General features: G+C 56.6%; 19 protein-coding genes. 10 read left to right on the forward strand and 9 right to left on the reverse strand.

Features of this window, described 5'->3' with window-relative positions; genetic code table 11:
* Positions 1–404: 404 nt before the first annotated feature.
* The 6 genes from pcnB (at position 405) to LG301_RS14515 (ending at position 5,929) form a co-directional block, all read left to right on the forward strand.
* Positions 405–1,790 carry a polynucleotide adenylyltransferase PcnB gene (gene pcnB / locus LG301_RS14490; RefSeq protein WP_404471858.1) on the forward strand — a complete coding sequence of 462 codons (1,386 nt, stop codon included), beginning with the start codon at positions 405–407 and terminating at the stop codon, positions 1,788–1,790.
* An 8-nt stretch (positions 1,791–1,798) separates the two neighbouring features.
* Positions 1,799–2,332 (forward strand): 2-amino-4-hydroxy-6-hydroxymethyldihydropteridine diphosphokinase, encoded by a 534-nt coding sequence (gene folK / locus LG301_RS14495; RefSeq protein ID WP_404475282.1) that lies wholly within the window; start codon positions 1,799–1,801, stop codon positions 2,330–2,332.
* A gap of 139 nt (positions 2,333–2,471) precedes the next feature.
* Complete coding sequence (panB, locus tag LG301_RS14500; RefSeq protein WP_404471859.1) at positions 2,472–3,263, forward strand: 3-methyl-2-oxobutanoate hydroxymethyltransferase; 792 nt, start codon at positions 2,472–2,474, stop codon at positions 3,261–3,263.
* Between the two features lie 45 nt (positions 3,264–3,308).
* On the forward strand, positions 3,309–4,169 hold the full coding sequence (panC, locus tag LG301_RS14505) for a pantoate--beta-alanine ligase (RefSeq protein WP_404471860.1): 861 nt from the start codon (positions 3,309–3,311) through the stop codon (positions 4,167–4,169).
* Between the two features lie 8 nt (positions 4,170–4,177).
* On the forward strand, positions 4,178–4,558 hold the full coding sequence (gene panD / locus LG301_RS14510) for an aspartate 1-decarboxylase (protein ID WP_404471861.1): 381 nt from the start codon (positions 4,178–4,180) through the stop codon (positions 4,556–4,558).
* Between the two features lie 192 nt (positions 4,559–4,750).
* Entirely contained in the window at positions 4,751–5,929 is a 1,179-nt protein-coding gene (locus LG301_RS14515) for an acetyl-CoA C-acetyltransferase (protein WP_404471862.1), read from the forward strand.
* A 121-nt stretch (positions 5,930–6,050) separates the two neighbouring features.
* On the opposite strand, the gene LG301_RS14520 is transcribed toward LG301_RS14515, so the two are convergent.
* Positions 6,051–7,220, reverse strand: a complete 1,170-nt coding sequence (locus LG301_RS14520; RefSeq protein WP_404471863.1) for an MFS transporter — start codon at positions 7,218–7,220, stop codon at positions 6,051–6,053.
* A gap of 319 nt (positions 7,221–7,539) precedes the next feature.
* Between LG301_RS14520 and LG301_RS14525 the strand changes: the two genes are divergently transcribed.
* Positions 7,540–8,481 (forward strand): exopolyphosphatase, encoded by a 942-nt coding sequence (locus LG301_RS14525; RefSeq protein ID WP_404471864.1) that lies wholly within the window; start codon positions 7,540–7,542, stop codon positions 8,479–8,481.
* A gap of 111 nt (positions 8,482–8,592) precedes the next feature.
* Here LG301_RS14525 and LG301_RS14530 read toward each other — a convergent pair whose 3' ends face one another.
* The 3 genes from LG301_RS14530 to LG301_RS14540 form a co-directional block, all read right to left on the reverse strand.
* Positions 8,593–9,888, reverse strand: a complete 1,296-nt coding sequence (locus tag LG301_RS14530) for a TRAP transporter large permease (protein WP_404471865.1) — start codon at positions 9,886–9,888, stop codon at positions 8,593–8,595.
* Positions 9,885–10,427: a TRAP transporter small permease gene (locus LG301_RS14535; RefSeq protein ID WP_404471867.1), complete on the reverse strand. Its 543-nt coding sequence runs from the start codon at positions 10,425–10,427 to the stop codon at positions 9,885–9,887. Before LG301_RS14535 ends, LG301_RS14530 begins: the two co-directional genes overlap by 4 nt.
* A 94-nt stretch (positions 10,428–10,521) precedes the next feature.
* Complete coding sequence (locus tag LG301_RS14540) at positions 10,522–11,502, reverse strand: TRAP transporter substrate-binding protein (RefSeq protein ID WP_404471868.1); 981 nt, start codon at positions 11,500–11,502, stop codon at positions 10,522–10,524.
* Positions 11,503–11,759: 257 nt separating this feature from the next.
* Between LG301_RS14540 and LG301_RS14545 the strand changes: the two genes are divergently transcribed.
* Entirely contained in the window at positions 11,760–12,527 is a 768-nt protein-coding gene (locus LG301_RS14545) for an SDR family NAD(P)-dependent oxidoreductase (RefSeq protein ID WP_404471869.1), read from the forward strand.
* Here LG301_RS14545 and LG301_RS14550 read toward each other — a convergent pair.
* A complete protein-coding gene (locus LG301_RS14550; RefSeq protein WP_404471870.1) occupies positions 12,508–13,422 on the reverse strand; it encodes a LysR family transcriptional regulator in 915 nt (304 codons plus the stop codon). The two genes, LG301_RS14545 and LG301_RS14550, sit on opposite strands and share 20 nt — an antisense overlap.
* 150 nt (positions 13,423–13,572) lie before the next feature.
* On the opposite strand from LG301_RS14550, the gene LG301_RS14555 reads away from it, so the two are divergent.
* Both LG301_RS14555 and LG301_RS14560 read left to right on the forward strand, forming a co-directional pair.
* Positions 13,573–14,778 (forward strand): CaiB/BaiF CoA transferase family protein, encoded by a 1,206-nt coding sequence (locus LG301_RS14555; RefSeq protein ID WP_404471871.1) that lies wholly within the window; start codon positions 13,573–13,575, stop codon positions 14,776–14,778.
* A gap of 10 nt (positions 14,779–14,788) precedes the next feature.
* Positions 14,789–15,748 (forward strand): hydroxymethylglutaryl-CoA lyase, encoded by a 960-nt coding sequence (locus tag LG301_RS14560; protein WP_404471872.1) that lies wholly within the window; start codon positions 14,789–14,791, stop codon positions 15,746–15,748.
* Between the two features lie 20 nt (positions 15,749–15,768).
* Here the strand turns inward: LG301_RS14560 and LG301_RS14565 are convergent, their stop codons facing one another.
* Genes LG301_RS14565 through LG301_RS14580 form a run of 4 tightly spaced genes read right to left on the reverse strand, consistent with a single transcriptional unit; the run spans position 15,769 to position 20,959 of the window.
* Positions 15,769–17,241, reverse strand: coding sequence for an aldehyde dehydrogenase family protein (locus tag LG301_RS14565; protein ID WP_404471873.1), 1,473 nt, complete (start codon positions 17,239–17,241; stop codon positions 15,769–15,771).
* A 13-nt stretch (positions 17,242–17,254) separates the two neighbouring features.
* Positions 17,255–17,989: an MBL fold metallo-hydrolase gene (locus LG301_RS14570; RefSeq protein ID WP_404471874.1), complete on the reverse strand. Its 735-nt coding sequence runs from the start codon at positions 17,987–17,989 to the stop codon at positions 17,255–17,257.
* Positions 17,986–19,296, reverse strand: coding sequence for a purine-cytosine permease family protein (locus LG301_RS14575; RefSeq protein WP_404471875.1), 1,311 nt, complete (start codon positions 19,294–19,296; stop codon positions 17,986–17,988). The genes LG301_RS14570 and LG301_RS14575 overlap by 4 nt, the downstream gene beginning before the upstream one ends.
* Positions 19,286–20,959, reverse strand: a complete 1,674-nt coding sequence (locus tag LG301_RS14580) for a 5-guanidino-2-oxopentanoate decarboxylase (protein WP_404471876.1) — start codon at positions 20,957–20,959, stop codon at positions 19,286–19,288. Before LG301_RS14580 ends, LG301_RS14575 begins: the two co-directional genes overlap by 11 nt.
* Positions 20,960–20,968: the final 9 nt, after the last annotated feature.

Raw genomic sequence — 20,968 nt, forward strand, 5'->3', positions numbered from 1 at the left:
GCCCAAATGGACGCGACGTACAACGAGTTACCTGCACCCCAACAAGAACAACAGCAGGTCGTGTGTACACCCCGGAGCCAACAACAATAAGCCGGGTAGACAAAGTTCGCGGTTGGATTATTGTTTTGAATACGAGGCGGTCGGAATCAAACGGTTTCTTACGCCTACCGACTGCGGTGCGTATTCAGGGCGATGTGCCATCATGAAGAAAAACAGCAGCATGGACGCTGATTGTCTGCTTTATAGGGGAGGCTTACTTAGCCTCCCCTTTCTGCGTTTGGAGGCTTTAGCATCTACCAAACCCTTCATAGACGCTTTGCAAGCCTTATGGGGTCGGCTACACTCAGCAGCTTACCGCTTATAATACGGTCATTTTTTAATACCCTGCGAGTCGATATCGCCGCATGTTCAAAGGATTTACCCGTTTCTTACATAGCCCGGGAGAGCAATTGAAATCCCTGCTCGATTCCCCAGAGAGCGCCGTAGCGCCTCTAAGTCCCCGCATTATTCCGCGCTCCGAGCACCCTGTTTCTCGTCAGCAGATAAGCGATGCTGCGTTAAAAGTTCTCTATCGTCTTAACAGCGCTGGATTCGATGCATTTCTAGTCGGCGGCTGCATTCGCGATGCCCTGCTCGGCAAAATGCCGAAGGATTTTGACGTTGCGACGAACGCCACGCCAGAACAAGTGCGCGACCTGTTCCGCAATTCACGCATGATCGGTCGACGCTTTCGCATTGTGCACGTGCGCTTTGGTCGAGAAGTGATTGAAGTGACCACGTTTCGTGGCAAACCCCAGGACGAGCACGGCGACCATATCGCCCAGCAGTCTGATGCGGGCTTGCTGCTGCGTGATAACGTATGGGGCAATATTGAAGAAGACGCCCTACGCCGCGACTTCACCGTCAATGCGCTGTACTACAATATCGCCGACTTCACCATTCACGACTTTGCCAATGGCGCGCGGGATATTAAGTCACGCACCCTGCGGCTAATTGGCGACCCGGCAACGCGTTACCGGGAAGACCCCGTGCGCATGCTGAGGGCCGTGCGCTTTGCCGCCAAACTCGACTTCACCATCGACCCGGCAACTGAAGAGCCGATGTTTGACCTAGCGCCGCTGCTGCTACAGATTCCGCCAGCTCGTCTGTTTGATGAAGTGCTGAAGCTGTTCATGTCAGGGCATGGCTTAGTCACCTTCCGGCTCCTCAGCTATTACAATCTGTTTGGCATGCTCTTCCCTGAAGCGGAAGAAGCCATGGCAGACGCGGCCTGGGCGGAAGAGCTCATTGAACAAGCGCTGGCCAATACCGACAAGCGCATTGCGGAAGACCGGCCGGTTACGCCAGCCTTCCTGCTCGCCGCATTTTTATGGGCACCGGTGGCCCATCGTCAAGCGGAGCTTGAGCGCGACGGCATGCCTGCCATTCCTGCGCTGCAAACTGCCTCCCAAGAAGTGGTTTCTCGTCAGCTTCAGCACATCTCAATTCCAAAGCGTTTTGGGATGCCGATGCGCGAAATTTGGGAACTACAGGCCCGACTGCCCATGCGACGGGGCAAACGCGCTTTTCAGACCCGCGAACATCCACGCTTCCGCGCCGCTTACGATTTACTGCTGCTGCGCGAGCAAGCGGGTGAAATACCGCGTGGCCTAGGCGATTGGTGGACCGCATTTCAGCAGGGTGATGAGCATGAACAGCGCCGCTTGCTACAAAAGGTCGGCAGCGACCCAGCAAGCCAGGGCGACCGTCGCCGCAAAAAACGCCGCAAGCCGCGCAAAACCGACCCATGAGCGTCATGATGCACTTCGCTTACATTGGCTTAGGTAGCAACCTGGAAAATCCTGTTGCCCAAGTAAACCAAGCCTTTGACGAGCTAGGCAGCTTGCCTCTCAGCACGCAGGTGGCACGGTCATCGCTATATGCCACCCCCCCTGTAGGGCCGCAAGACCAGCCGGATTTTATTAATGCCGTGGCGGTCATCAAAACAGCGCTTTCGCCCCTGGCACTACTCGACCAGCTGCAAGCGCTAGAACAGCGCCACCGTCGCCAGCGCTTGCGTCATTGGGGGCCCCGCACCCTGGACTTAGACCTACTTCTCTATGGGCAGCAAACGATTGAGCGCCCGCGCCTGAAGGTCCCCCATCCATATATGCACGAACGCGCCTTTGTACTCGTGCCATTAGCGGAGGTCGCCAGTGCTGCTGACACACAACCGCTTATGCTGCACCAACAGACGCTGGCCCACTGGCTTACCCGTGTAGATCACACGGCTATAAAACGTTTATCTAACGCCGATGCCTCTGAGAGTGTCACCACGAGTGCTACCGTCTGACACAAATCTCGACACCACCCCCCCATTCAGGTAACAATTACCGGTTACGCCACTTCACGTCTGCAAGGATGCAGCGTTAATAACGGCCGGCTTCCTTAGCAAGGCAAAATCGGCCCCACGTAGAAAACGAGAGCACGCCATGAAAACCGTCACCCTGAGCACACTGCAGGCGTACAAACGCGCCGGCGAAACGTTCAGCTGCCTGACCGCTTACGATGCCTCCTTTGCCCATGCGGCTAGTGAAGCAGGCATTGATGTCTTACTAGTAGGCGACTCCCTAGGCATGGTCTTACAAGGGCACAGCAGCACGCTACCCGTTACCATCGATGATATTTGCTACCACACCCGCTGCGCGGCACGTGGCAAAGGGCACAGCTTGCTGATGGTCGATTTGCCGTTTATGAGTAACGCCACCACCGAACGCTTGCTAGAAGACGCGGCAGCCTTGATGCGCGCAGGTGCTGAACTGGTCAAAGTCGAGGGTGAGGCATGGATGGCTGAAGGCATCCGCGAGCTCACCCGCCGCGGCGTGCCGGTTTGCGCGCACCTTGGCTTAACACCGCAAACGGTCTATCAAATCGGCGGGTATAAAGTGCAGGGCCGCGAAGCCGCCCAGGCTGAGCAAATTATCAACGATGCCAAAGTGCTAGTTGAAGCAGGTGCCTCGGTAATTCTGCTTGAGTGCGTCCCGGCAAGCTTAGGCAAAGCGGTTACTGAGGCCCTGGACGTACCGGTTATTGGCATTGGCGCTGGCCCCGATACCGATGGGCAAATTCTGGTAATGCACGATGTCCTTGGCGTTACCCACGGCCGCACTCCGCGCTTTGTGAAAAACTTTATGGTCGACGCAAATAGCATCCAGAATGCTTTTCAGAACTACCATGAAGCGGTCAAAACTCGCGCCTTTCCCGCACCGGAGCACTGTTTTTAAGCGGTGTTTTCACTTTTGTAGCCTGTGAACGACGAAACTTCTCTTATGCGTACTTTACGAGACATCAACGAACTACGTAGCGCTCTAGGTGAGCACCGCTTAGACGGCCAACGCATTGCACTGGTGCCCACCATGGGCAACCTGCATGAAGGCCACTTGGCGCTCGTCGCTCAGGCTCGCCAACATGCCGACATCGTAGTGGCCAGTCTGTTTGTGAACCCCATGCAGTTTGGTCCCGGCGAAGACTTGGATGCCTACCCGCGCACATTTGAGGCAGATCACGCACAGTTAAGCGATGCAGGCTGCGATATATTATTCGCTCCTACCGTAAACGCGCTCTACCCAAACGGCTTGACGGCTCAAACCAAAGTACACGTACCAGACGTCGGCGAAGGCCTGTGCGGTGGTTCGCGACCCGGGCATTTCGACGGCGTATCTACCGTCGTCAGCATGCTATTTAATCTCGTGCAGCCAGACGTTGCCTGCTTTGGCGAGAAGGATTACCAGCAGCTCGCGGTGATTCGTAAGCTGGTGAGCGACCTGCATATGCCCATTGAGATTATCGGCGTGCCTATTGTGCGTGCTGAAGACGGTCTGGCGCTCTCTTCGCGCAATGGCTACCTAAATGCGCAAGAGCGCACGACGGCTCCGATGCTCTATCGTACGCTCTGCTCACTGCGTGACGCGCTGGAACGCGGTGAATCCATCGAACAGGTACTACAACGGGGCAAAACGACCCTGTATGATGCCGGCTTTACGCCCGATTACCTTGAGCTGCGCGATACCGCCCTTGGCCCCGTGTCCGCTGCCACACGCCAAGCGGTGCTACTTGCCGCGGCAAAGCTTGGCCCTGCACGGCTTATCGACAACCTCAGTGTGCAGTTGCCAAGCACGACGACTATTTAGGAGTTACCATGCATACCATTATGCTCAAAGCCAAGCTGCATATGGCTCGCGTTACTCACGCGGTACTCAACTACGAAGGCTCCTGCGCGATCGATGGCGAGCTTCTTGATATGGCGGGAATTCGCGAGAACGAGCAGATTCAAATTTATAACGTAGAAAACGGCGAACGTTTCACGACCTACGCTATTCGCGGTGAAGAAGGCTCCCGACTGATTTCCATTAACGGCGCGGCTGCGCACTTAGCAGCCCCTGGGCATCGTATTATTATCTGCAGCTATGCTCACTACTCCGACGCTGAGCTGGACAACCACCAGCCCGCGCTGGTGTATCTGCAAGAGGGCAATCACGTTAGCCATACCAGCAACGCCATTCCTGTGCAGTTAGCTTAAACAGAATCACTGAGTAAGCGCACTTATTAACGGGCCGTTGATCGGCCCGTTTTTATTTACCCAAAATTGCGTATTGCCGCAACGCACAATCTTCCCCTATGCTGAAGAGACGGCTGAGAGATACGGCTAGCAGAGTACGCCTATCAGGCAACTGGTTTCAGGGTGCCTGTTAATTACTCCAGGAGTCATTTTATGCAAGAAGTAGTTATTGTTGCGGCACGCCGCACCGCTGTGGGCGCTTTCGGTGGGTCCCTCGCAGGTATTCCCGCGAGCGACTTGGGCGCCTTGGTGATCAAAGATATTCTCGCCTCCACCGGCGTTTCTCCGGATCAAGTTGACGAAGTATTGCTGGGCCAAGTACTTACCGCAGGTGTCGGCCAAAACCCCGCGCGACAAGCGGTGATTAAAGCAGGCCTGCCTGAATCTGTTCCCGCCATGACGATTAATAAAGTCTGCGGCTCTGGCTTGAAAGCGCTTCACCTAGCCACCCAGGCTATCCGCTGTGGCGATGCCGAACTCATTTTGGCCGGCGGCCAGGAGAACATGTCCGCGTCGCCCCACGTGTTGCCCAACTCCCGTAACGGCCAGCGCATGGGTGATTGGAAGGCGATCGACACCATGGTTCACGACGGCCTGTGGGACGCTTTCAATAACTACCACATGGGCATTACCGCCGAAAACTTAGCCGAAAAGTATGGTATTACCCGCGAAGCAATGGATGAATTTGCTGCGGCCTCTCAGCAGAAAGCGGCCGCCGCCATCAAAGAGGGTAAGTTCAAAGGCCAGATCGTGCCGGTAGAAATTCCACAGCGCAAAGGCGATCCAGTGGTATTTGATACCGACGAGAACCCCCGCGAAGTCACGGCTGAAAAACTCGGCGGCATGCGCCCCGCGTTTAAAAAAGATGGCACCGTGACTGCCGGCAACGCCTCGTCGCTCAATGATGGTGCAGCAGTAGTGATGCTCTGCTCGGCAGAAAAAGCCAAAGAGCTTGGCCTGGAGCCGCTGGCACGTATCGCCGCCTACGCCAACGCAGGCGTTGACCCGGCTATTATGGGCATTGGCCCCGCTCCGGCTACCCGCCGCTGCCTGGAAAAAGCCGGCTGGAGCTTGGACGACCTTGACCTTGTAGAAGCCAATGAGGCGTTTGCCGCCCAAGCACTATCGGTCAATAAAGAGCTGGGCTGGGATGTTAGCAAAGTGAACGTCAACGGCGGCGCGATTGCCCTTGGCCACCCCATTGGCGCCTCCGGCTGTCGCGTACTGGTCACCCTGTTACATGAGATGATCGCGCGTGATGCCAAAAAAGGCCTCGCGACCCTATGCATCGGCGGCGGCCAAGGCGTTGCACTGGCGATTGAACGTCCTTAACGCCTAAGCCTTACTGCACAACTCACAAACCCTAATGCTAATGAAAAAGCCCTCGGCCGTTCAAAACGACCAGGGCTTTTTTAATATTAGAGGTCTATTTGCGCGACAGACTGCAGCTATATCAGCGAGTTTTGACGCCTACCACGCTGCTTGGCGTCCGCAGCACTAACAATGCCCCCACTAAGAACAGACCAGAGGCCATCCACATGGCAACGGGTAGGCTAGTGCCATCCACGATCTGCCCACCAAACATGGCCCCCAGGCCAATCGACATATTAAACGTAAATGCCATCAGCGCTGTGGCCGCTTCGGTGTTGGGCGCCGTGCGTATAATCCATGTCTGAATGCTAACGGAGACGCTGCCAAATACCGCGCCCCACACCATCAACAGCATCACACCGCTGCTCGGCTGCCCGCCTAACAGCGGGAAAGCAGCCACAACAATGAGCAGCAGGCTAGGAATAGCCAGCACGGCGCGGTAAGGGTGCCGCCCGGCAAACATGCCCGCCGTAATATTACCCAGGATACCCGCCGCCCCGTAAAGCAGCAGTAAGCTGCCCACATGGCGTTGAGAAACGCCACTAATCTCCTGCAAAATAGGGCTAATAAACGTATAGGCCGCAAAATGCCCCACCACCACAAAAGCGGTCGTTAATACCGCCACGCGCACGCCGCGATTGCTAAACTGCTGGGCAAGCACCCGCAGACGCACCGGCTCGCGCGGTGGTAGTGGCGGCAGCCAGCACCACAGCGCAATCGCCGTTAATAAACTAAAGCCTCCTAACGCCCCAAAGGCCACACGCCAGTTACTGTAATCTCCCAACAGCGTGCTTAACGGCACACCAAGCACCGATGCCGCCGCAACACCGCCAAAAATCATCGTCATCGCTTTAGGCACCTTTGCTTCAGGCACTAGGCGTGGGGCGATACCGCCAGCAACGGCCCAAAAACCACCGATACTTAGCCCGACCAGCACTCGGGCGGCCAGTAGCAGTCCAAAACTGCCAGCAAATGCCGAGAGTAAGCTGCCTATCACCATCACAATCATGAGCACCGTGAGCATGATGCGCCTGTCTAATCGCCCTACCGCAACGGGTAACAGCGGGGCTGAAAAGGCAGCGACCACGCCAGGCACCGTGACCATTAGTCCCGCCATGCCCGGCGTCACCCCCATTGAAGACGACACTTGAGAAAGCAGCCCAATGGGCAGCTGCTCCGCCGTCACCAATAAAAAAATGCCGATCATCACCGCCACCACCGCCCACCAGCGCGGCGCTTGTTCCTGCTCCATCGCTCTCTTCTCTTTTTCTGTACGACCAATAAAACACTGCGTAAACCGCAGCCAACAAATAGGGAGGGGGACTATACCCGTAACACACGTGAATTAGCATACTTGCTTCAGCCATACTCTCATGAGTCTTGGCTAATATTCATGCGATCAGTGGCCTGCCCTCCCTAAAAACCAAGGGGCGAACGCTAGTAAGCAGTAAAAAAGACCGAGTTACAGTGGCTAAAACGTTGAGGCAAGCGACGACTCGCCTAGCAGGTTTGTTTTAACCCTTAGTGACTACTGGTATCTTCTAATAACCTTCATTGTCATGAGAAAAATAATGCCTACGCAACAAGCACCCACGTATCGTTTAGTTACCCGCAGCGATTTTGATGGTTTGGTATGCGGCGCACTACTCAAGCACCTCAACCTTATTGATGACATCACTTTCGTGCATCCCAAAGATATGCAGGATGGCAAGATTGATATTAATGCCAACGACATCACTACCAACTTACCCTACGTGCCCGGATGCCACTTGGCCTTCGACCACCATTTAAGCGAAACCGTGCGTAATGTGGAGCGGGCAGACAACCACATCATTAACGCCGATGCGCCATCCGCTGCCCGTGTGGTCTGGGAGTATTACGGCGGCCATGACGCATTCCCCGCCCGCTGGGACGATATGATGGAGGCCGTGGACAAAGGCGACTCTGCCCAGTTCAATAAAGATGAAATACTCAACCCCCAAGGTTGGGTACTGCTTAACTTCATCATGGATGCGCGCACGGGCTTAGGTCGTTTCCGCGATTTTCGTATTTCAAACTACCAGCTAATGATGAAGCTGATTGACTACTGCCGCGAACACACTATCGAAGAGATCCTGGCGCTCGACGATGTGCACGAACGCACGGCGCTCTACCGCGAACACGAAACGTTAGCCAAGCAGCAAATTCAGCGCTGCGCCACCGTGCATGGCAATTTAGTCGTACTCGATCTGCGTAACGAAGAGACCATTTACGCTACCAACCGCTTTGTGATTTATGCCCTCTACCCCGAGTGCAATCTCTCTATTCACGTTATGTGGGGGCTTAAACAGCAGAACACCGTGCTAGCCATTGGCAAATCAATTCTCAACCGCTCAAGCAACACCAACGTTGGCGAGCTGTGTTTAAGCTACGGCGGCGGCGGCCACCTAAATGCCGGCACCTGCCAAATCGATAATGACCAAGCTGAAAGCACACTTACTGAGATTATTGAGCGCATTAATGCTGATGGCTAGCGTGCCTTTTAAGGCGAACACGTTTTAAAGGCGATTTCTTCGACCTCTGTCTTCGCCCTTAATCAATAAAGACATTGATTGGGGCGAAGAACAAACCATGGCTAATAACGCCTAATACCCCATCACGCTGGGTAGCCAAGTGGCCAACCCTGGCATTGCGATCAACAGCAAAATGGTGGCAATAATCGGCAGTAAGAAAGGTACTATCGCCCTGACGACTTGGCCGTAGCGCAACCGAGTAATGCCCACCATCAGAAATAGCACCGTGCCAAACGGCGGTGTTATTACCCCTACTGAAAGCGTAATCACCATCACGATACCAAAGTGAACGGGGTCTAACCCGGCGCTTAGTGCCGCAGGTACCACAATCGGGGTAAAAATCAGGATGCTTTCGATCACCGACATAAAGCAGCCGATCAGCAGGAAGAACAGCGCAAAGCAGAGCAGTAGCGCAAACATCGGCATATCGATGCTGGCGACTTGGCCCGCCAACGCTTGAGGAATCCCCATGCGCACCAATATCCAGCCATAGAAGCTGGAAACCGCAATAATCAGCAAAATGACCGCGCTGAACATTAGCGTACGACTGAAGGCGTTAAACAGATCCCGCCAGTTCAAATCCCGGTAGATCAGCCCGCCCAGAATCACCGCGTAAAGCGAGGCAATCGCGCCCGCCTCGGTGGGTGTGAAAAAACCGCCCCAAATACCGCCGACGATGATCGCGGGCATCATCAATGGCAAAATGGCACGTTTCCCGGTGCGGGCGACTTCACAAGCGTCAAAAGGTGTGGGTTTGGGCATTACCACCTTGCCACTAACAGCCAGCAGCACGGTCATACCCATCAGCAGCAGCGCCATCAAAATACCCGGCAACAGCCCCGCCATGAACAGCCCGCCAATACTCACATTAGCCAACCAGCCATATACCACTAAGGCGATGCTGGGCGGCAGAATCGGCCCAATGACGCTGGAAGCGGCAGTAACGCCGGTTGAGTAACCCAGCTCATAGCCGCGCTCTTTCATGGCCTTGATTTCGATACTACCAAGCCCAGCGGCATCGGCCACGGCCGTACCCGACATTGTGGCAAAGATAGAGCTGGCCACCACGTTAGCGTGACCAAGCCCGCCCTTGGTAAAGCCCACCAATGCAGTGGCAAAGTCGAAAATCCGCGTGGTGGTTGAGCCGATATTCATAATATTGGCGGCCAAAATAAACAGCGGAATCGCCAGCAGGGTAAAGTTATTGAGGGTTTGCACCATGCGCAGCGGGAGTAACTCGACGGGTAGCCCCCCGGTACCGGTGGCGAATAACGCGATAAACGAGGTCACGCCAATGGCGACCACCACGGGCAAGCCAATGGCCATCAGAACTAACAAGCCACCGACGAAAATCAGTAGTTCGGTCATGGTTGAGAGAACTCCTCTTCATGGGATGTTTCCAACCACACCACCGGGCCGCGCAACGTTTGCCAAAAGGCCATGAGTGCCATGCCAACAAAGCTGAAAAAGATGCCGTAATAGAGATAGCTGAAACTGATACTTAACGAGACGGTTTTATTGTTGGCGCTCATGTCCGACATGATCCATGCGCCCCAGGCGGCGAGCACAAAAAAACCACAAGAAATTAGTGCAGTGAGCCTGTACTGAACATTTTTACCCAGCCCGGAAAGCTTGTGGCTGAACAGATCGACCACCAGATGCTCGCTGCGCACCCAGGCCGATAATGAACCGAAGCCAATCGCGTAGATGGCCAGTATAGACGCCACTTCTTCCGTCCAGGGCATGCCCAACCCCAGCAGGTCACGGGCAATAACGGCCGCTACAATTAACAGCAGGATGGCTGCCATTAACGCCACGCCTACCCCATCGCAAAGGCGGGTGACGACGCGCAGCATATAGAAAGCGATTCGATCTGGCCCCTTACTGGGCGCTACAGCGTCTTCCACAGCAGAACTCCTAGGCTATTACCTGATGTTTTTTCTTTTACTAAACTACAACGACGGCCCGATGGGCCGTCGTTATTCCTTCAAAACACGAGACTTACTCGCTCTGGTTCCCCAGCGCATCTTCACGAACGCCATCGGCCATTTCAGCCATCACACGATCAATCGCTGGTAATGCTGCTTCGCGGAAGGCTTCAATATCAGGCTCGATAATCGTCATGCCTTCGTCTTGCAGCGCTTCTAAATAGTACTCATCCAATTCGCGTTCACGCTCAGAACCGTGCTGACGCGCCACATGAATGGCCTCTTCAATCAACGCCTGGTCGTCAGCTTCCAACCCTTCCCACCAGCGTGAGCTCGCCACCCAGTTCCATGGGAACTGCACGTGGCTGGTCATGATGATGTGATCCTGCACTTCCCACAGGCGACGGGTATAAGGCGATGAGAGCGAGTTCTCATGACCGTCAACCTGGCCCGTTTGCATGGCTAGGTAAATCTCTGGCGCAGGCACGTTGACTACCTGGGCACCGATCTCTTCCCACACTTCTAGCCATACTGGCAGCGAAGGCAGCCGTAAGCGGAACCCGTCAAGATCTTCCGGGCTGTGGATCGCTTTATTAGCAGTCATGTGGCGCGGGCCACGGTGCTGGGTCCCGAAGTATTTAATGCCGCCTTGGCTTTCCGCTTGCTCAATCAGCGCTTGGCCAGAAGGGCTTTCCATATAGGCGTCGACTTCATCCCAGGTAGCGAAAACGAAGGGCACAGTGATGGCATCGTATTCTGGCGCATACTGCTGCCGCCAGTTACCGCCGGTGATGGAGAGCTGGGTTTGACCCAGGTTGAGCAATTCCAGAATTGCGTTCTCACCGCCTAGCGATCCGGCCAGGAATGGGCGCACGTCAAAGCGGCCTGGGGCCTGCTCTTCTAAATATTCAGCAAAGCGTTCTACTGCGGCACTTTCCGAACCGCCCTCACTCATGGTGTTGTTAACTTGAATTTCGATGGGATTAGCCAAGACGAACGGAGCCGTCGTTAGCATGCCTAAGGTAGCCAGCGTGGCAAGCAGTTGTTTCCGCATGGGATGACTCTCTACGGTTGTCGTTATTGGGTGTGGTGATTGTTTGATCTTGAAACAACCAGCCAAGGGTCTCAAATCGACGTTCAAGAAGGCTGGCTTCGTAAAATACGATGGCTAGAAAAGTCGCTATAGCGCGCTGTTTTACGCCACCTGCCCAGGCTGTACGACCAAAGATGAATATCTAACCGCATCACTTGGCTCTCTCAATAGGCAATTCAGCTGCTTTCCAATAACAGTTCATCTTAGGAGCATTCACGATGCACGAAGCCGCACCTGTCGCTTTTATTACCGGCGCTACCTCGGGCATTGGCCTGGCCTGCGCCCATCGTTTCGCTCAGGCAGGCTGGGCATTAGTGCTAACCGGCCGACGTAAGGAGCGCTTAGATGCCCTTCAAGCCACGCTTGAAAAGCATGTGCCGGTGCACACCGCCCAGTTGGATGTAAGCGACCCGCAGGCCGTGGCCAATGTCGTGGCGGCGCTACCCGAGCGCTTTCAACATGTGCATACACTGATCAATAACGCCGGGCTGGCGCTAGGTAAAGGCCCGGCGCAAAGCGCCGACTTAGATGATTGGTACCGCATGATCGATACCAACGTAAAAGGGCTAGTCACCGTCACTCGGCATTTACTCTCTAAATTGATCGCCGCAGGGCCTGGCTCGACAGTGATTAATTTAGGCTCAATCGCTGCCCATACGCCCTACCCCGGCGGCCATGTTTACGGCGCCACCAAAGCGTTCGTTGAGCAGTTTAGCTACAATCTGCGCTGCGATGTTGGCCCGCAGGGTGTGCGGGTGACCGATTTAGCGCCGGGCATGACTGCCAGTGAATTTACCCTGGTGCGCATGAAAGGCGATAGCAACATCGCAGATAGTTACTACGAAGGCGCCCAGCCGCTGCAACCGGAAGATATTGCCGAGCAGGCGCTGCATGTGGCCTCGCTGCCGCCCCATGTCAACATCACGCGTTTAGAAGTCATGCCGCTTTGTCAGCAGTGGTCAGCACCTACCATACTGCGGGACTAACCAGCTCTTGCCCTTGGGTAAGGTGATCCACCAAGTGCCGGGCAGTGACGTGCAGCGAGGCGTAGCGGCGCATGCCAATCACCAGCTCGCGTTGTGCCCAAGGATCGCTCAGCGGGATGCTTTTAAGCTGCAAATCGCCCAGCTCACGGTAAATGGTTTGCTCGGGCAGTACGCCAACGCCCATGCCGTGGTGAATCATGCGGCATATAGCGTCAAAGCTGCGCACTTGAATACGCATGCGCAGCGTTTTGCCTGCTAAGTTTGCCTGCTCATTCAGCAGCGATTGCAGCGAGGCGTCCTGCTGTAAGCCAATAAAATCGAAGGCCAGCGCTTCATTAAAGGCGATGCTTTCACGCTCAGCCAAGGGATGATCAATAGGCGTCATTAGCACTAGCCGGTCATGCCGATAAGAAAGCTGCTGGAGGTCAGGCGCTGGCACATGCCCGGCAAAAATGCCGATATCGGTTAGCCCGTCGCGCACGGCGGCAATGATTTCGCTGCTGACCCGCTCTTGAAGATCTATCTTAATTTCGGGGTAAAGCCGAGAAAAAGCGCTGAGATCCTGGGGAAGAAAGGCAATGATCGCCGAGGTGTTGGAGTGGATACGCACGTGACCGCGCACACCTTCGCCATACTCGCTGAGTTCAGCCTGCAGGCGCTCAATGTTATCCATAATGCGCCGGGCATGGTGCAAAAACGCTTGGCCTGCCGGGGTTAGTTCCACGCCTCTTGGGCGGCGATAGAGTAGCGTTGTACCCACCAGCGCTTCCAGGTCGCTTATTCGCTTGCTCACCGCAGCGAGCGCGAGGTGTTCCCGCTCGGCAGCAGCGGTCAGGCGGCCTTCGTCCGCTACGGAGATAAACAGTTTGAGGGTGACAAAATCGAAGCGGCGCATGAAACGAACTCCTTGAAGGCAAGCTACTTATGCTAGCTCACACCTTCGTCACAGACGAACCCTTTGTTACTGATTGCCTAATTGTCGCCTTTAAATGTCTCACGCATGCTGACCATTAATGATGATAACGATAAATAGAGGACAGCCTTAATGAATGCTCCCGAAGCCCGCCAGCTTCCGCTACAGGGCTTAAAAGTGCTTGAGCTTGGCCAACTGATTGCGGGGCCTTTCGCCACCAAACTGCTGGGTGAATTCGGCGCCGATGTGATTAAGATTGAGCCGCCGGGCACCGGTGACCCTCTTCGCAAATGGCGAATGATAGAGGATGGTACCTCGTTGTGGTGGCATGTGCAGACCCGCAACAAGCGCTCGGTGGCGCTGGATTTGCGTAGTGAAGAGGGCCAAGGTCTGGTACGCCAGCTTGCCGCCGAGGCCGATGTGGTAGTGGAAAACTTCCGCCCCGGCACGCTAGACAACTGGGGGCTAGGTTGGGAAGCGCTCTCAAAACTCAACCCTCGGCTGATCATGGTGCATATTTCCGGCTACGGGCAGACAGGCCCCTACCGAGACAAACCCGGTTTTGGCGTGATTGGCGAAGCCATGGGCGGGCTGCGTTACCTCACTGGCCAGCCGGGAGAACCTTCGGTCCGCGTTGGGGTGAGTATTGGTGATTCGCTTTCCGCGCTCTACGCGGTGATTGGCACGCTACTGGCGCTTCAGGAGCGCAACCGCAGTGGCTTGGGCCAGGAAATCGACGTCGCGCTGTATGAGTCGGTGTTTGCGATGATGGAGAGCCTGCTGCCTGAGTTCGATGCCAGCGGCCAGGTTCGCGAACCGAGCGGCAGCGCCCTGCCCGGCATTACGCCTTCCAACGCCTATCGTTGCCAGAGCGGCGATTACGTACTGATCGCCGGCAATGGCGACAGCATCTTCAAACGCTTAATGAGTGTTATCGGCCGCGATGATCTCGGCAACGACCCGGCTCTGGCGCATAACGATGGGCGTAGCCAGCAAGCTGAGATGATTGATGCCGCGATTCAGGCGTGGACCGAAGAGCGCCCTCGGGATGCCATTCTGCAAGCCCTGGATGACGCACGCGTGCCTGCGGGCTATCCGTATACGGCGGAAGATATCGCCTTTGATCCCCACTATCTGGCGCGGGAGATGATTCAAACCTTTACCCGCCCCAACGGCAAACCGCTAAAAGTACCCGGCGTGCTGCCAAAACTTAGCGCTACCCCTGGGCGAATCGGCGACGGTGGCCCGACGCTTGGTCAGCATACCGACGACGTATTGGATGAGTTGGGTATTGATCACGAAACCCGCGCCAAGCTGCGCCAAGCGGGCATTATCTAGGGAGTTTGTCATGAGCCAATGTTCACCCTGCCCTACCAAGGTAGAGATCAACGAAGTTGCCCCCCGGGACGGCCTGCAGATTGAGGCGCGTTTTGTGCCCACGGAAGAGAAAATCCGCTGGATCGACGCGCTCTCCACCACCGGTTTGAGGCGCATTGAAGCGACGTCGTTCACTTCACCCAAAGCGATTCCCAATCTGCGCGATGCCGCCGATGTGGTGACCAGCATCCAGCGCCGGGAAGGGGTCGATATCACCGTGCTGGTGCCCAACGTGAAGGGCACCGAGCGAGCGCTTGCCTGCCAGGTGGATGAGATCAATCTGGTGATGTCGGCCAGCAATAGCCACGGGCTGGCTAACCTGCGCATGACGCCGGAACAATCTTTCGAGCAGTTCGCGGCGATTTTAGAGGTCTGCAATAATTTAGAGACGAATAAAGGTAACGGCGTGTTTATCAACGCCTCGCTCTCAACGACCTTTGGCTGCCCCTTTGAAGGTGAAGTACCCGAAGCGCGGGTGCTGGAGCTGGTTGAACAACTTATTGACCTGGGTATTCAGGGCGTCACGCTATGCGACACCACCGGCATGGCCAACCCCGCCCAGGTGAAGCGCCTGTGTGAAGCTGTGCTTGAGCGCTGGCCGAAAACGCCGTTCACGCTGCACTTCCACAACACCCGCGGCATGGGCTTAGCCAATGCGCTGGCCGCTTGGCAGGCGGGTATTACCCGCTTTGACTCCTCGCTCGGTGGGCTGGGCGGCTGCCCCTTCGCCCCTGGGGCGACAGGCAACGTATGTACCGAAGACTTGGTGCATATGTTTGAGGCCATGGGCGTCGATACCGGCGTCGATTTGGATGCACTGCTTGAGGTTGCCGCCACCCTTCCTGACCTTATCGGCCATGACGTGCCGGGGCAGGTGGTAAAAGCCGGGAAATCGACCCGGCGTTATGCCATGCCAGAAGTTCATGCCTAAATATTGATGCCCAGCAGGCGCTAACACGGCCCAACCACATGCTTCACTTCCAGGTAAGCGCTTAGTCCCCAGGGGCCAAGCTCACGGCCAATACCGCTGCGCTTGAAACCGCCCCAACCGGTTTCAGGGAGCACCAACTGCTCACTGTTATACCAAATGCTGCCCGTCTTAAGCTGGCGACCAATACGCTTTGCCCGCTCGGGGTCACCGCTAACCACCGTGGCCGCCAAGCCATAGGCACTGTCGTTGGCAAGCTGGATAGCCTCGGCTTCGCTTGCCACGCTACGGCCGCAGAGCACCGGGCCAAAAATTTCTTCCTGCCATAAACGGCTCTCTAGCGGCACGTCACGGTAAAGCGTGGGTGCGAGGAAGTAGCCTTGAGCGGGCAGCGTGCGGTGTTTACCATCGCGCACGATCGTCAGCCCTTCCTGTTCGGCAATATCCAAATAGCGCTGCACGGCATCACGCTGCTTGGCGCTGGTCAAAGGCCCTAAGTCGGTGCCTTCAGCAAGCGGGTCGCCTAGCGTTAGCGCATCCATCCGCTCGGCAAGGGCGGTATAGAGTGCTTCTGCTACGTCTTCATGCACCAATAACCGCGAGGTCGCAGAGCAAATTTGCCCGGCATTGAAGTAGATCCCCGCCATTACCCAGTCGGCGGCCTGTTGCGGGTCGACGTCTTCCATCACTAGGATCGGAGACTTTCCGCCCAACTCCAGGGAGACGTTGGCGGTGCGAGCGGCGGCAGCTTGCATGACCGTTTCACCTACTCGGTTACTGCCGGTAAAGGAGATTTTATCCACGTCAGGATGGTTGGTTAGCGGCGCGCCGATGCCCTCACCGTCGCCATTCAGCAGGTTGAACACACCTGCGGGGAGGCCAATCTCCAAGGCTATGTCTGCCAGCACCCGCTCGGGGAGTGGCGTGACTTCCGACGGTTTGAGCACCGCGGTACAACCGGCTGCCAACGCGGGGGCCAGCTTCCAGGCGCTGGTCACCAGCGGAAAATTCCACGGCGCGATCAGCCCCACGACGCCCACGGGGTCGTGATATGTGCGCGCCTCAACGCCTTCCATTTCCACGCTAACCAACTCGCCCTGGCGGGCATCCAGCGCCTTGGCCTGCCCGGCGTAGTAACGATAGCAGGCAATCGCGTCGTCGAGATCGATCTCCGCTTCTGCGAGCGGCTTACCGTTGTTGGTCGCTGAAAGCGTGATAATCGAGTCTCGGCGGGCCTCCAGCGCATCGGCGAATCCATCGAGATACGCTGCACGTGCCGCTCCGCCCAGCGCCTGCCAGGCGGGCTGCGCCTGCTGGGCGGCTTTTACCGCGGCGTCGACATCCGCCGCATCCCCGGCGGTTACCTGGGCAATCCGCACTTCGCGATAGGGGTTCATCACGTCAAGCAGGCGGGTGCCCGCCGAGGGCACCCACTGGTTGTTGATGAATTGGTGGTCAACCACCGAAGGGTAATCGGTCTGGGAGGTTATGGGCATTGCCGTGGCTCCTTTAAAGGTCGTGTTGGCGAAGCCAATCATCGATAAGTTGGGTTAGGTGCTGGCCGCTAAAGCTGGGGAAATGGCCGCCGTGCACGGTGCGAACGGGCAGCTTACGCAGCCTGCGCATGCTGGCAGCGTAGTCGGTAAGATCGCTGTGCCAGAGGTCTTCGATTAACGGGCCATCGTAAATCAGATCGCCCGAAATCAGCGTTTGGGTTGCTGCTTCCCACAAGGCGATCCCCCCAGGGGAGTGCCCCGGCGTGTGAATCACCTCCCACTGACGATTGCCTAAATCCAGTATCTCGCCGTCCTCTAACGGGGATACCAATTGCGGCGCCGTGATGCGGTAGCCCGCGTGGGAGTATGGCTTTGCGGGTAGCGCCTCAAACATGTCATCGCTGAGAAACTGGTCTGCCAGGGTGCGCGCGTTGTCGGGTGAGGCAAGAATCTCTGCCTCGCTGGCATGCACATGGCAACAGCCAAACTCGTGGGCGGCGCCAATATGGTCAAAATGCGTGTGGCTGGCTACTGCCAAAAGATCACGCTCGGCAAGCTGCGCCACGTGCTGGCGTAACGGCACAGCACCTAGCCCAAAATCCACGACCATGCCCCGCTTGCTGCCCTGCACATGCCAGATATTGCAGCGGTAAAACGGCTTGATCCACGGCTCGTCGATCAGGGTAATACCGTCCGCCTTGGGAGCGGTACGGTACCACTGCTTTTTATTGATGCGCTGCAGGCTCATACGGTTACCCGCTTTGCAACAGTCGCCTTACTGACCACGAAATAGAGCGCGCCGGTGAGCACGAAAACCGGCAGCGATGCGCCAAAATCAAGCGGCGCGACCCAGTTCCAGTAGTAAGCCAGTAACGCCCCGACCGCGTAGCTGCCAAGCGCCAGCCAGTTGAAGGCGGGTAGGCTATGTTCAGCCTGGATCAGCTGTGCCGAGGTATAGCGCTCACGCCCCAGCAGATAGTAATCCACGATCATCAGGGAAAAGGCCGGTATAAAGACGCTGCCGATAATCAACAGGAAGGTCTGGAACTGGTCAAGAATGCCGGGGATCAGCGCGCCTACCACTGACACCACACCAATGATTAATGCCGGTTTCCAGAACGGTACTTTGGGACGCACGCTCATGAACGAAAGCGTCGCGCTGTAGACGCACATCACGTTGGTGGTCAGCACTGAAAAGAAAATCACCAGGGCGGCGGGCAGTCCGAAACCGAAGCCGCTGAGCAGGGTCGTCGGGTCGTAGGTGGGCTCCATGCCTACGCTGATCGACAGCGCTGACACCGTGGCACCCAGCCCCATCGCTACCAGTGTTGCCACCACGTAACCGCCCCAGGTGCCCACAACGGCAGCTTTTAGCGAGCGGCAGTGGCGGTTATAGTCCGCCGCCAATGGGATCCAGGAGAAAGCCGTCGCTACCACGATATCGAACACCACGCCGCCGCCCAACACGCCTTCGGGCTCCAGTTGGGTGATGCTCGGCAGATCATAGTGGCGATTGAGCGCGAACAGCACCACCGCCGAGAGTCCCAGCATCAGCAGTGCCGCTATTTTTTCGACTTTCTCGATTCCCAGGTGGCCACGCAGAGCAATCAGTACCACCAGGGATTCACAGATAACCGTGAAGAGCGCGACATTGGAGTAACCGGTCAGGCTTTCCACGGCGTAGTCCAGACTCATGCCGGCAAGCAGCGCCTGAATCCAGCTCCAGGCAATCAGCGCCAACAGATTCACCCAGGCGGGGAAATTAGCGCCTTTTCTGCCAAAAGTACCTCGCGCCAGCACCATGGTGGTCATGCCGGTTTGCTGGCCCATCACCCCGATCAATACCAGCGGGATGATGCCGACCGCCGAACCAATCAAGATCAGCAGCATCGCATGTTGGAAGGTCAGGTCGGGGACTAAAAACATGCCGGTGAGAATCGTGGTCACTACCACGTTGGCGCCTAGCCACAGCGCAAAGGTTCCCGGCAGCCCAAGGCTGTGTTCAACGTTATCAGCGGAGAGTGTGTCCTGGCCAACTACGTGATTACTTTTCATTATTATCTCCTGATGAAGTCAGGCTTTTTTGCCAAGCAGCGGCGTCAATTTCGACCAGTAACGGCCCGTTGGTTGCACGGTTGGCAAGCACGCTGGCGAGCTCGGCTGGGCTTTCTACCAAAACGCCAGGGCAACCAAAGCCTTCGGCCAGGGTGAGAAAGTTGGGCGCTTGAATATCCACGCCCAAGCGAGCCACGCCGTTGGCATCCATATAGCGACGAATTTCTTCATAACCGGCGTTGTGCCACAGCAAAATCACTACCGGCAGGCGCGCCTCTACGGCGGTTGCGATTTCCGAGAGCGTAAACATCACCCCGCCATCGCCGACGAGTGCCACTACCGGCAGATCCGCCCGCGCCAGCTGTGCGCCCAGCGCCGCCGGCAGTCCATAGCCCAAGGTGCCGTAACCCGTTGAGGCATTAAAATAACGCCTTGGCGCTGGCTGACTGACCAGATGATTACCGGCATACACGGGCGCAGTGGAGTCGCCCACCAAAATTGCCTCAGGCAAATAATCAGCCAAGGTTTTATAAAGCGGCACGAAGTCGCTAAAGGCAGGATCGTTTGCCAGATTCAAAGCGCTCAAAGCCTCGGCAGTTCGCTCAACGCCGTTCCGCTTCAATGGGGCAGAGAAGTGAGCTAGCAACAGTTCCAGGCTACGCCCAGCGTCGCCCACTAAGCCAAGCGTTGTACGCTGATTGCGCACCAGCTGCTCAGGGTCGAGATCAATACGAATCAGCGTACCATTGAGGTGAAAACCATCATCAAACACTACGTCGTAATCGGTCTCCCCTAGCTCGGTGCCTATGGCCATAATCACATCAGCATTGGCCGCTAATGCACGCACTGCGGGCAGCGCCGCATTCGCGCCCAAGTCCAACGGGTGGTCGCGGCCTAGCACTCCTTTGGCATTAATGGTGGTGACCGTTGGAACATCGAGTTTGTCTATCAATGCCCGCGCTGCCGCTGGCGCTGAAACACAGCCACCGCCCAACAGCACTAAAGGCTGCTTCGCTGCGTGCAACAAGCGAGCGGCTTCAGCAAGCCCATCTGGATCAGGCGTTGCCCGATATAACGTAGGCGCTTGCCAGCTAGCCGGTACGTTGACTGGCGCATTAAACAAGTCGATAGGGATTTCGACATGCACCGGACCTGGGCGCGCCCCATTGAAGATAGCAAAGGCGCGGGCCAGCACGTCGGGTAGCGTATTGGCATCCAACAGCGTGTGGCTAAACCGCGCCACACCGCTGATCATCTGCTGCTGGCTGGGCAATTCATGCAGCCGCCCCTGGCCTAAGCCCAAGGTGTCTCGGCGGTTCACGCTGGAGATCACCAGCATGGGTATGGAGTCCGCCAGGGCTTGGCCCATGGCGGTGGCAATATTAGTCATCCCCGGCCCGGTGATAATCAGACACACCCCCGGCTGGCCGCTGGCGCGGGCATAGCCATCGGCCATAAACCCGGCACCCTGCTCATGGCGCGGGGTGATATGCCTTACATCGCTGCCTTCCAAGCCGCGATACAGCTCCACCGTGTGCACGCCGGGAATGCCGAATAGGGTGCGCACCCCGTAAGTATCGCGCAGCAGGCGAATCAGTAGCTCAGCACAGGTCATGGTTGCATAGCTGTTCTTAGCATCAGCGTTCGTTACGTCAGTGTTCATTGCAGGCCC

The sequence above is a fragment of the Vreelandella venusta genome (genome assembly GCF_044809155.1).
Lineage (GTDB): Bacteria > Pseudomonadota > Gammaproteobacteria > Pseudomonadales > Halomonadaceae > Vreelandella > Vreelandella venusta_B.

Excerpts from the sequence above, each read along its gene's own strand:
- pcnB (WP_404471858.1), top strand. The coding sequence starts at position 405 with ATGTTCAAAGGATTTACCCGTTTCTTACATAGCCCGGGAGAGCAATTG.
- folK (WP_404475282.1), top strand. The coding sequence starts at position 1,799 with ATGCACTTCGCTTACATTGGCTTAGGTAGCAACCTGGAAAATCCTGTT.
- panB (WP_404471859.1), top strand. The coding sequence starts at position 2,472 with ATGAAAACCGTCACCCTGAGCACACTGCAGGCGTACAAACGCGCCGGC.
- panC (WP_404471860.1), top strand. The coding sequence starts at position 3,309 with ATGCGTACTTTACGAGACATCAACGAACTACGTAGCGCTCTAGGTGAG.
- panD (WP_404471861.1), top strand. The coding sequence starts at position 4,178 with ATGCATACCATTATGCTCAAAGCCAAGCTGCATATGGCTCGCGTTACT.
- LG301_RS14515 (WP_404471862.1), top strand. The coding sequence starts at position 4,751 with ATGCAAGAAGTAGTTATTGTTGCGGCACGCCGCACCGCTGTGGGCGCT.
- LG301_RS14520 (WP_404471863.1), bottom strand. The coding sequence starts at position 7,220 with ATGGAGCAGGAACAAGCGCCGCGCTGGTGGGCGGTGGTGGCGGTGATG.
- LG301_RS14525 (WP_404471864.1), top strand. The coding sequence starts at position 7,540 with ATGCCTACGCAACAAGCACCCACGTATCGTTTAGTTACCCGCAGCGAT.
- LG301_RS14530 (WP_404471865.1), bottom strand. The coding sequence starts at position 9,888 with ATGACCGAACTACTGATTTTCGTCGGTGGCTTGTTAGTTCTGATGGCC.
- LG301_RS14540 (WP_404471868.1), bottom strand. The coding sequence starts at position 11,502 with ATGCGGAAACAACTGCTTGCCACGCTGGCTACCTTAGGCATGCTAACG.
- LG301_RS14545 (WP_404471869.1), top strand. The coding sequence starts at position 11,760 with ATGCACGAAGCCGCACCTGTCGCTTTTATTACCGGCGCTACCTCGGGC.
- LG301_RS14550 (WP_404471870.1), bottom strand. The coding sequence starts at position 13,422 with ATGCGCCGCTTCGATTTTGTCACCCTCAAACTGTTTATCTCCGTAGCG.
- LG301_RS14555 (WP_404471871.1), top strand. The coding sequence starts at position 13,573 with ATGAATGCTCCCGAAGCCCGCCAGCTTCCGCTACAGGGCTTAAAAGTG.
- LG301_RS14560 (WP_404471872.1), top strand. The coding sequence starts at position 14,789 with ATGAGCCAATGTTCACCCTGCCCTACCAAGGTAGAGATCAACGAAGTT.
- LG301_RS14565 (WP_404471873.1), bottom strand. The coding sequence starts at position 17,241 with ATGCCCATAACCTCCCAGACCGATTACCCTTCGGTGGTTGACCACCAA.
- LG301_RS14570 (WP_404471874.1), bottom strand. The coding sequence starts at position 17,989 with ATGAGCCTGCAGCGCATCAATAAAAAGCAGTGGTACCGTACCGCTCCC.
- LG301_RS14575 (WP_404471875.1), bottom strand. The coding sequence starts at position 19,296 with ATGAAAAGTAATCACGTAGTTGGCCAGGACACACTCTCCGCTGATAAC.
- LG301_RS14580 (WP_404471876.1), bottom strand. The coding sequence starts at position 20,959 with ATGAACACTGACGTAACGAACGCTGATGCTAAGAACAGCTATGCAACC.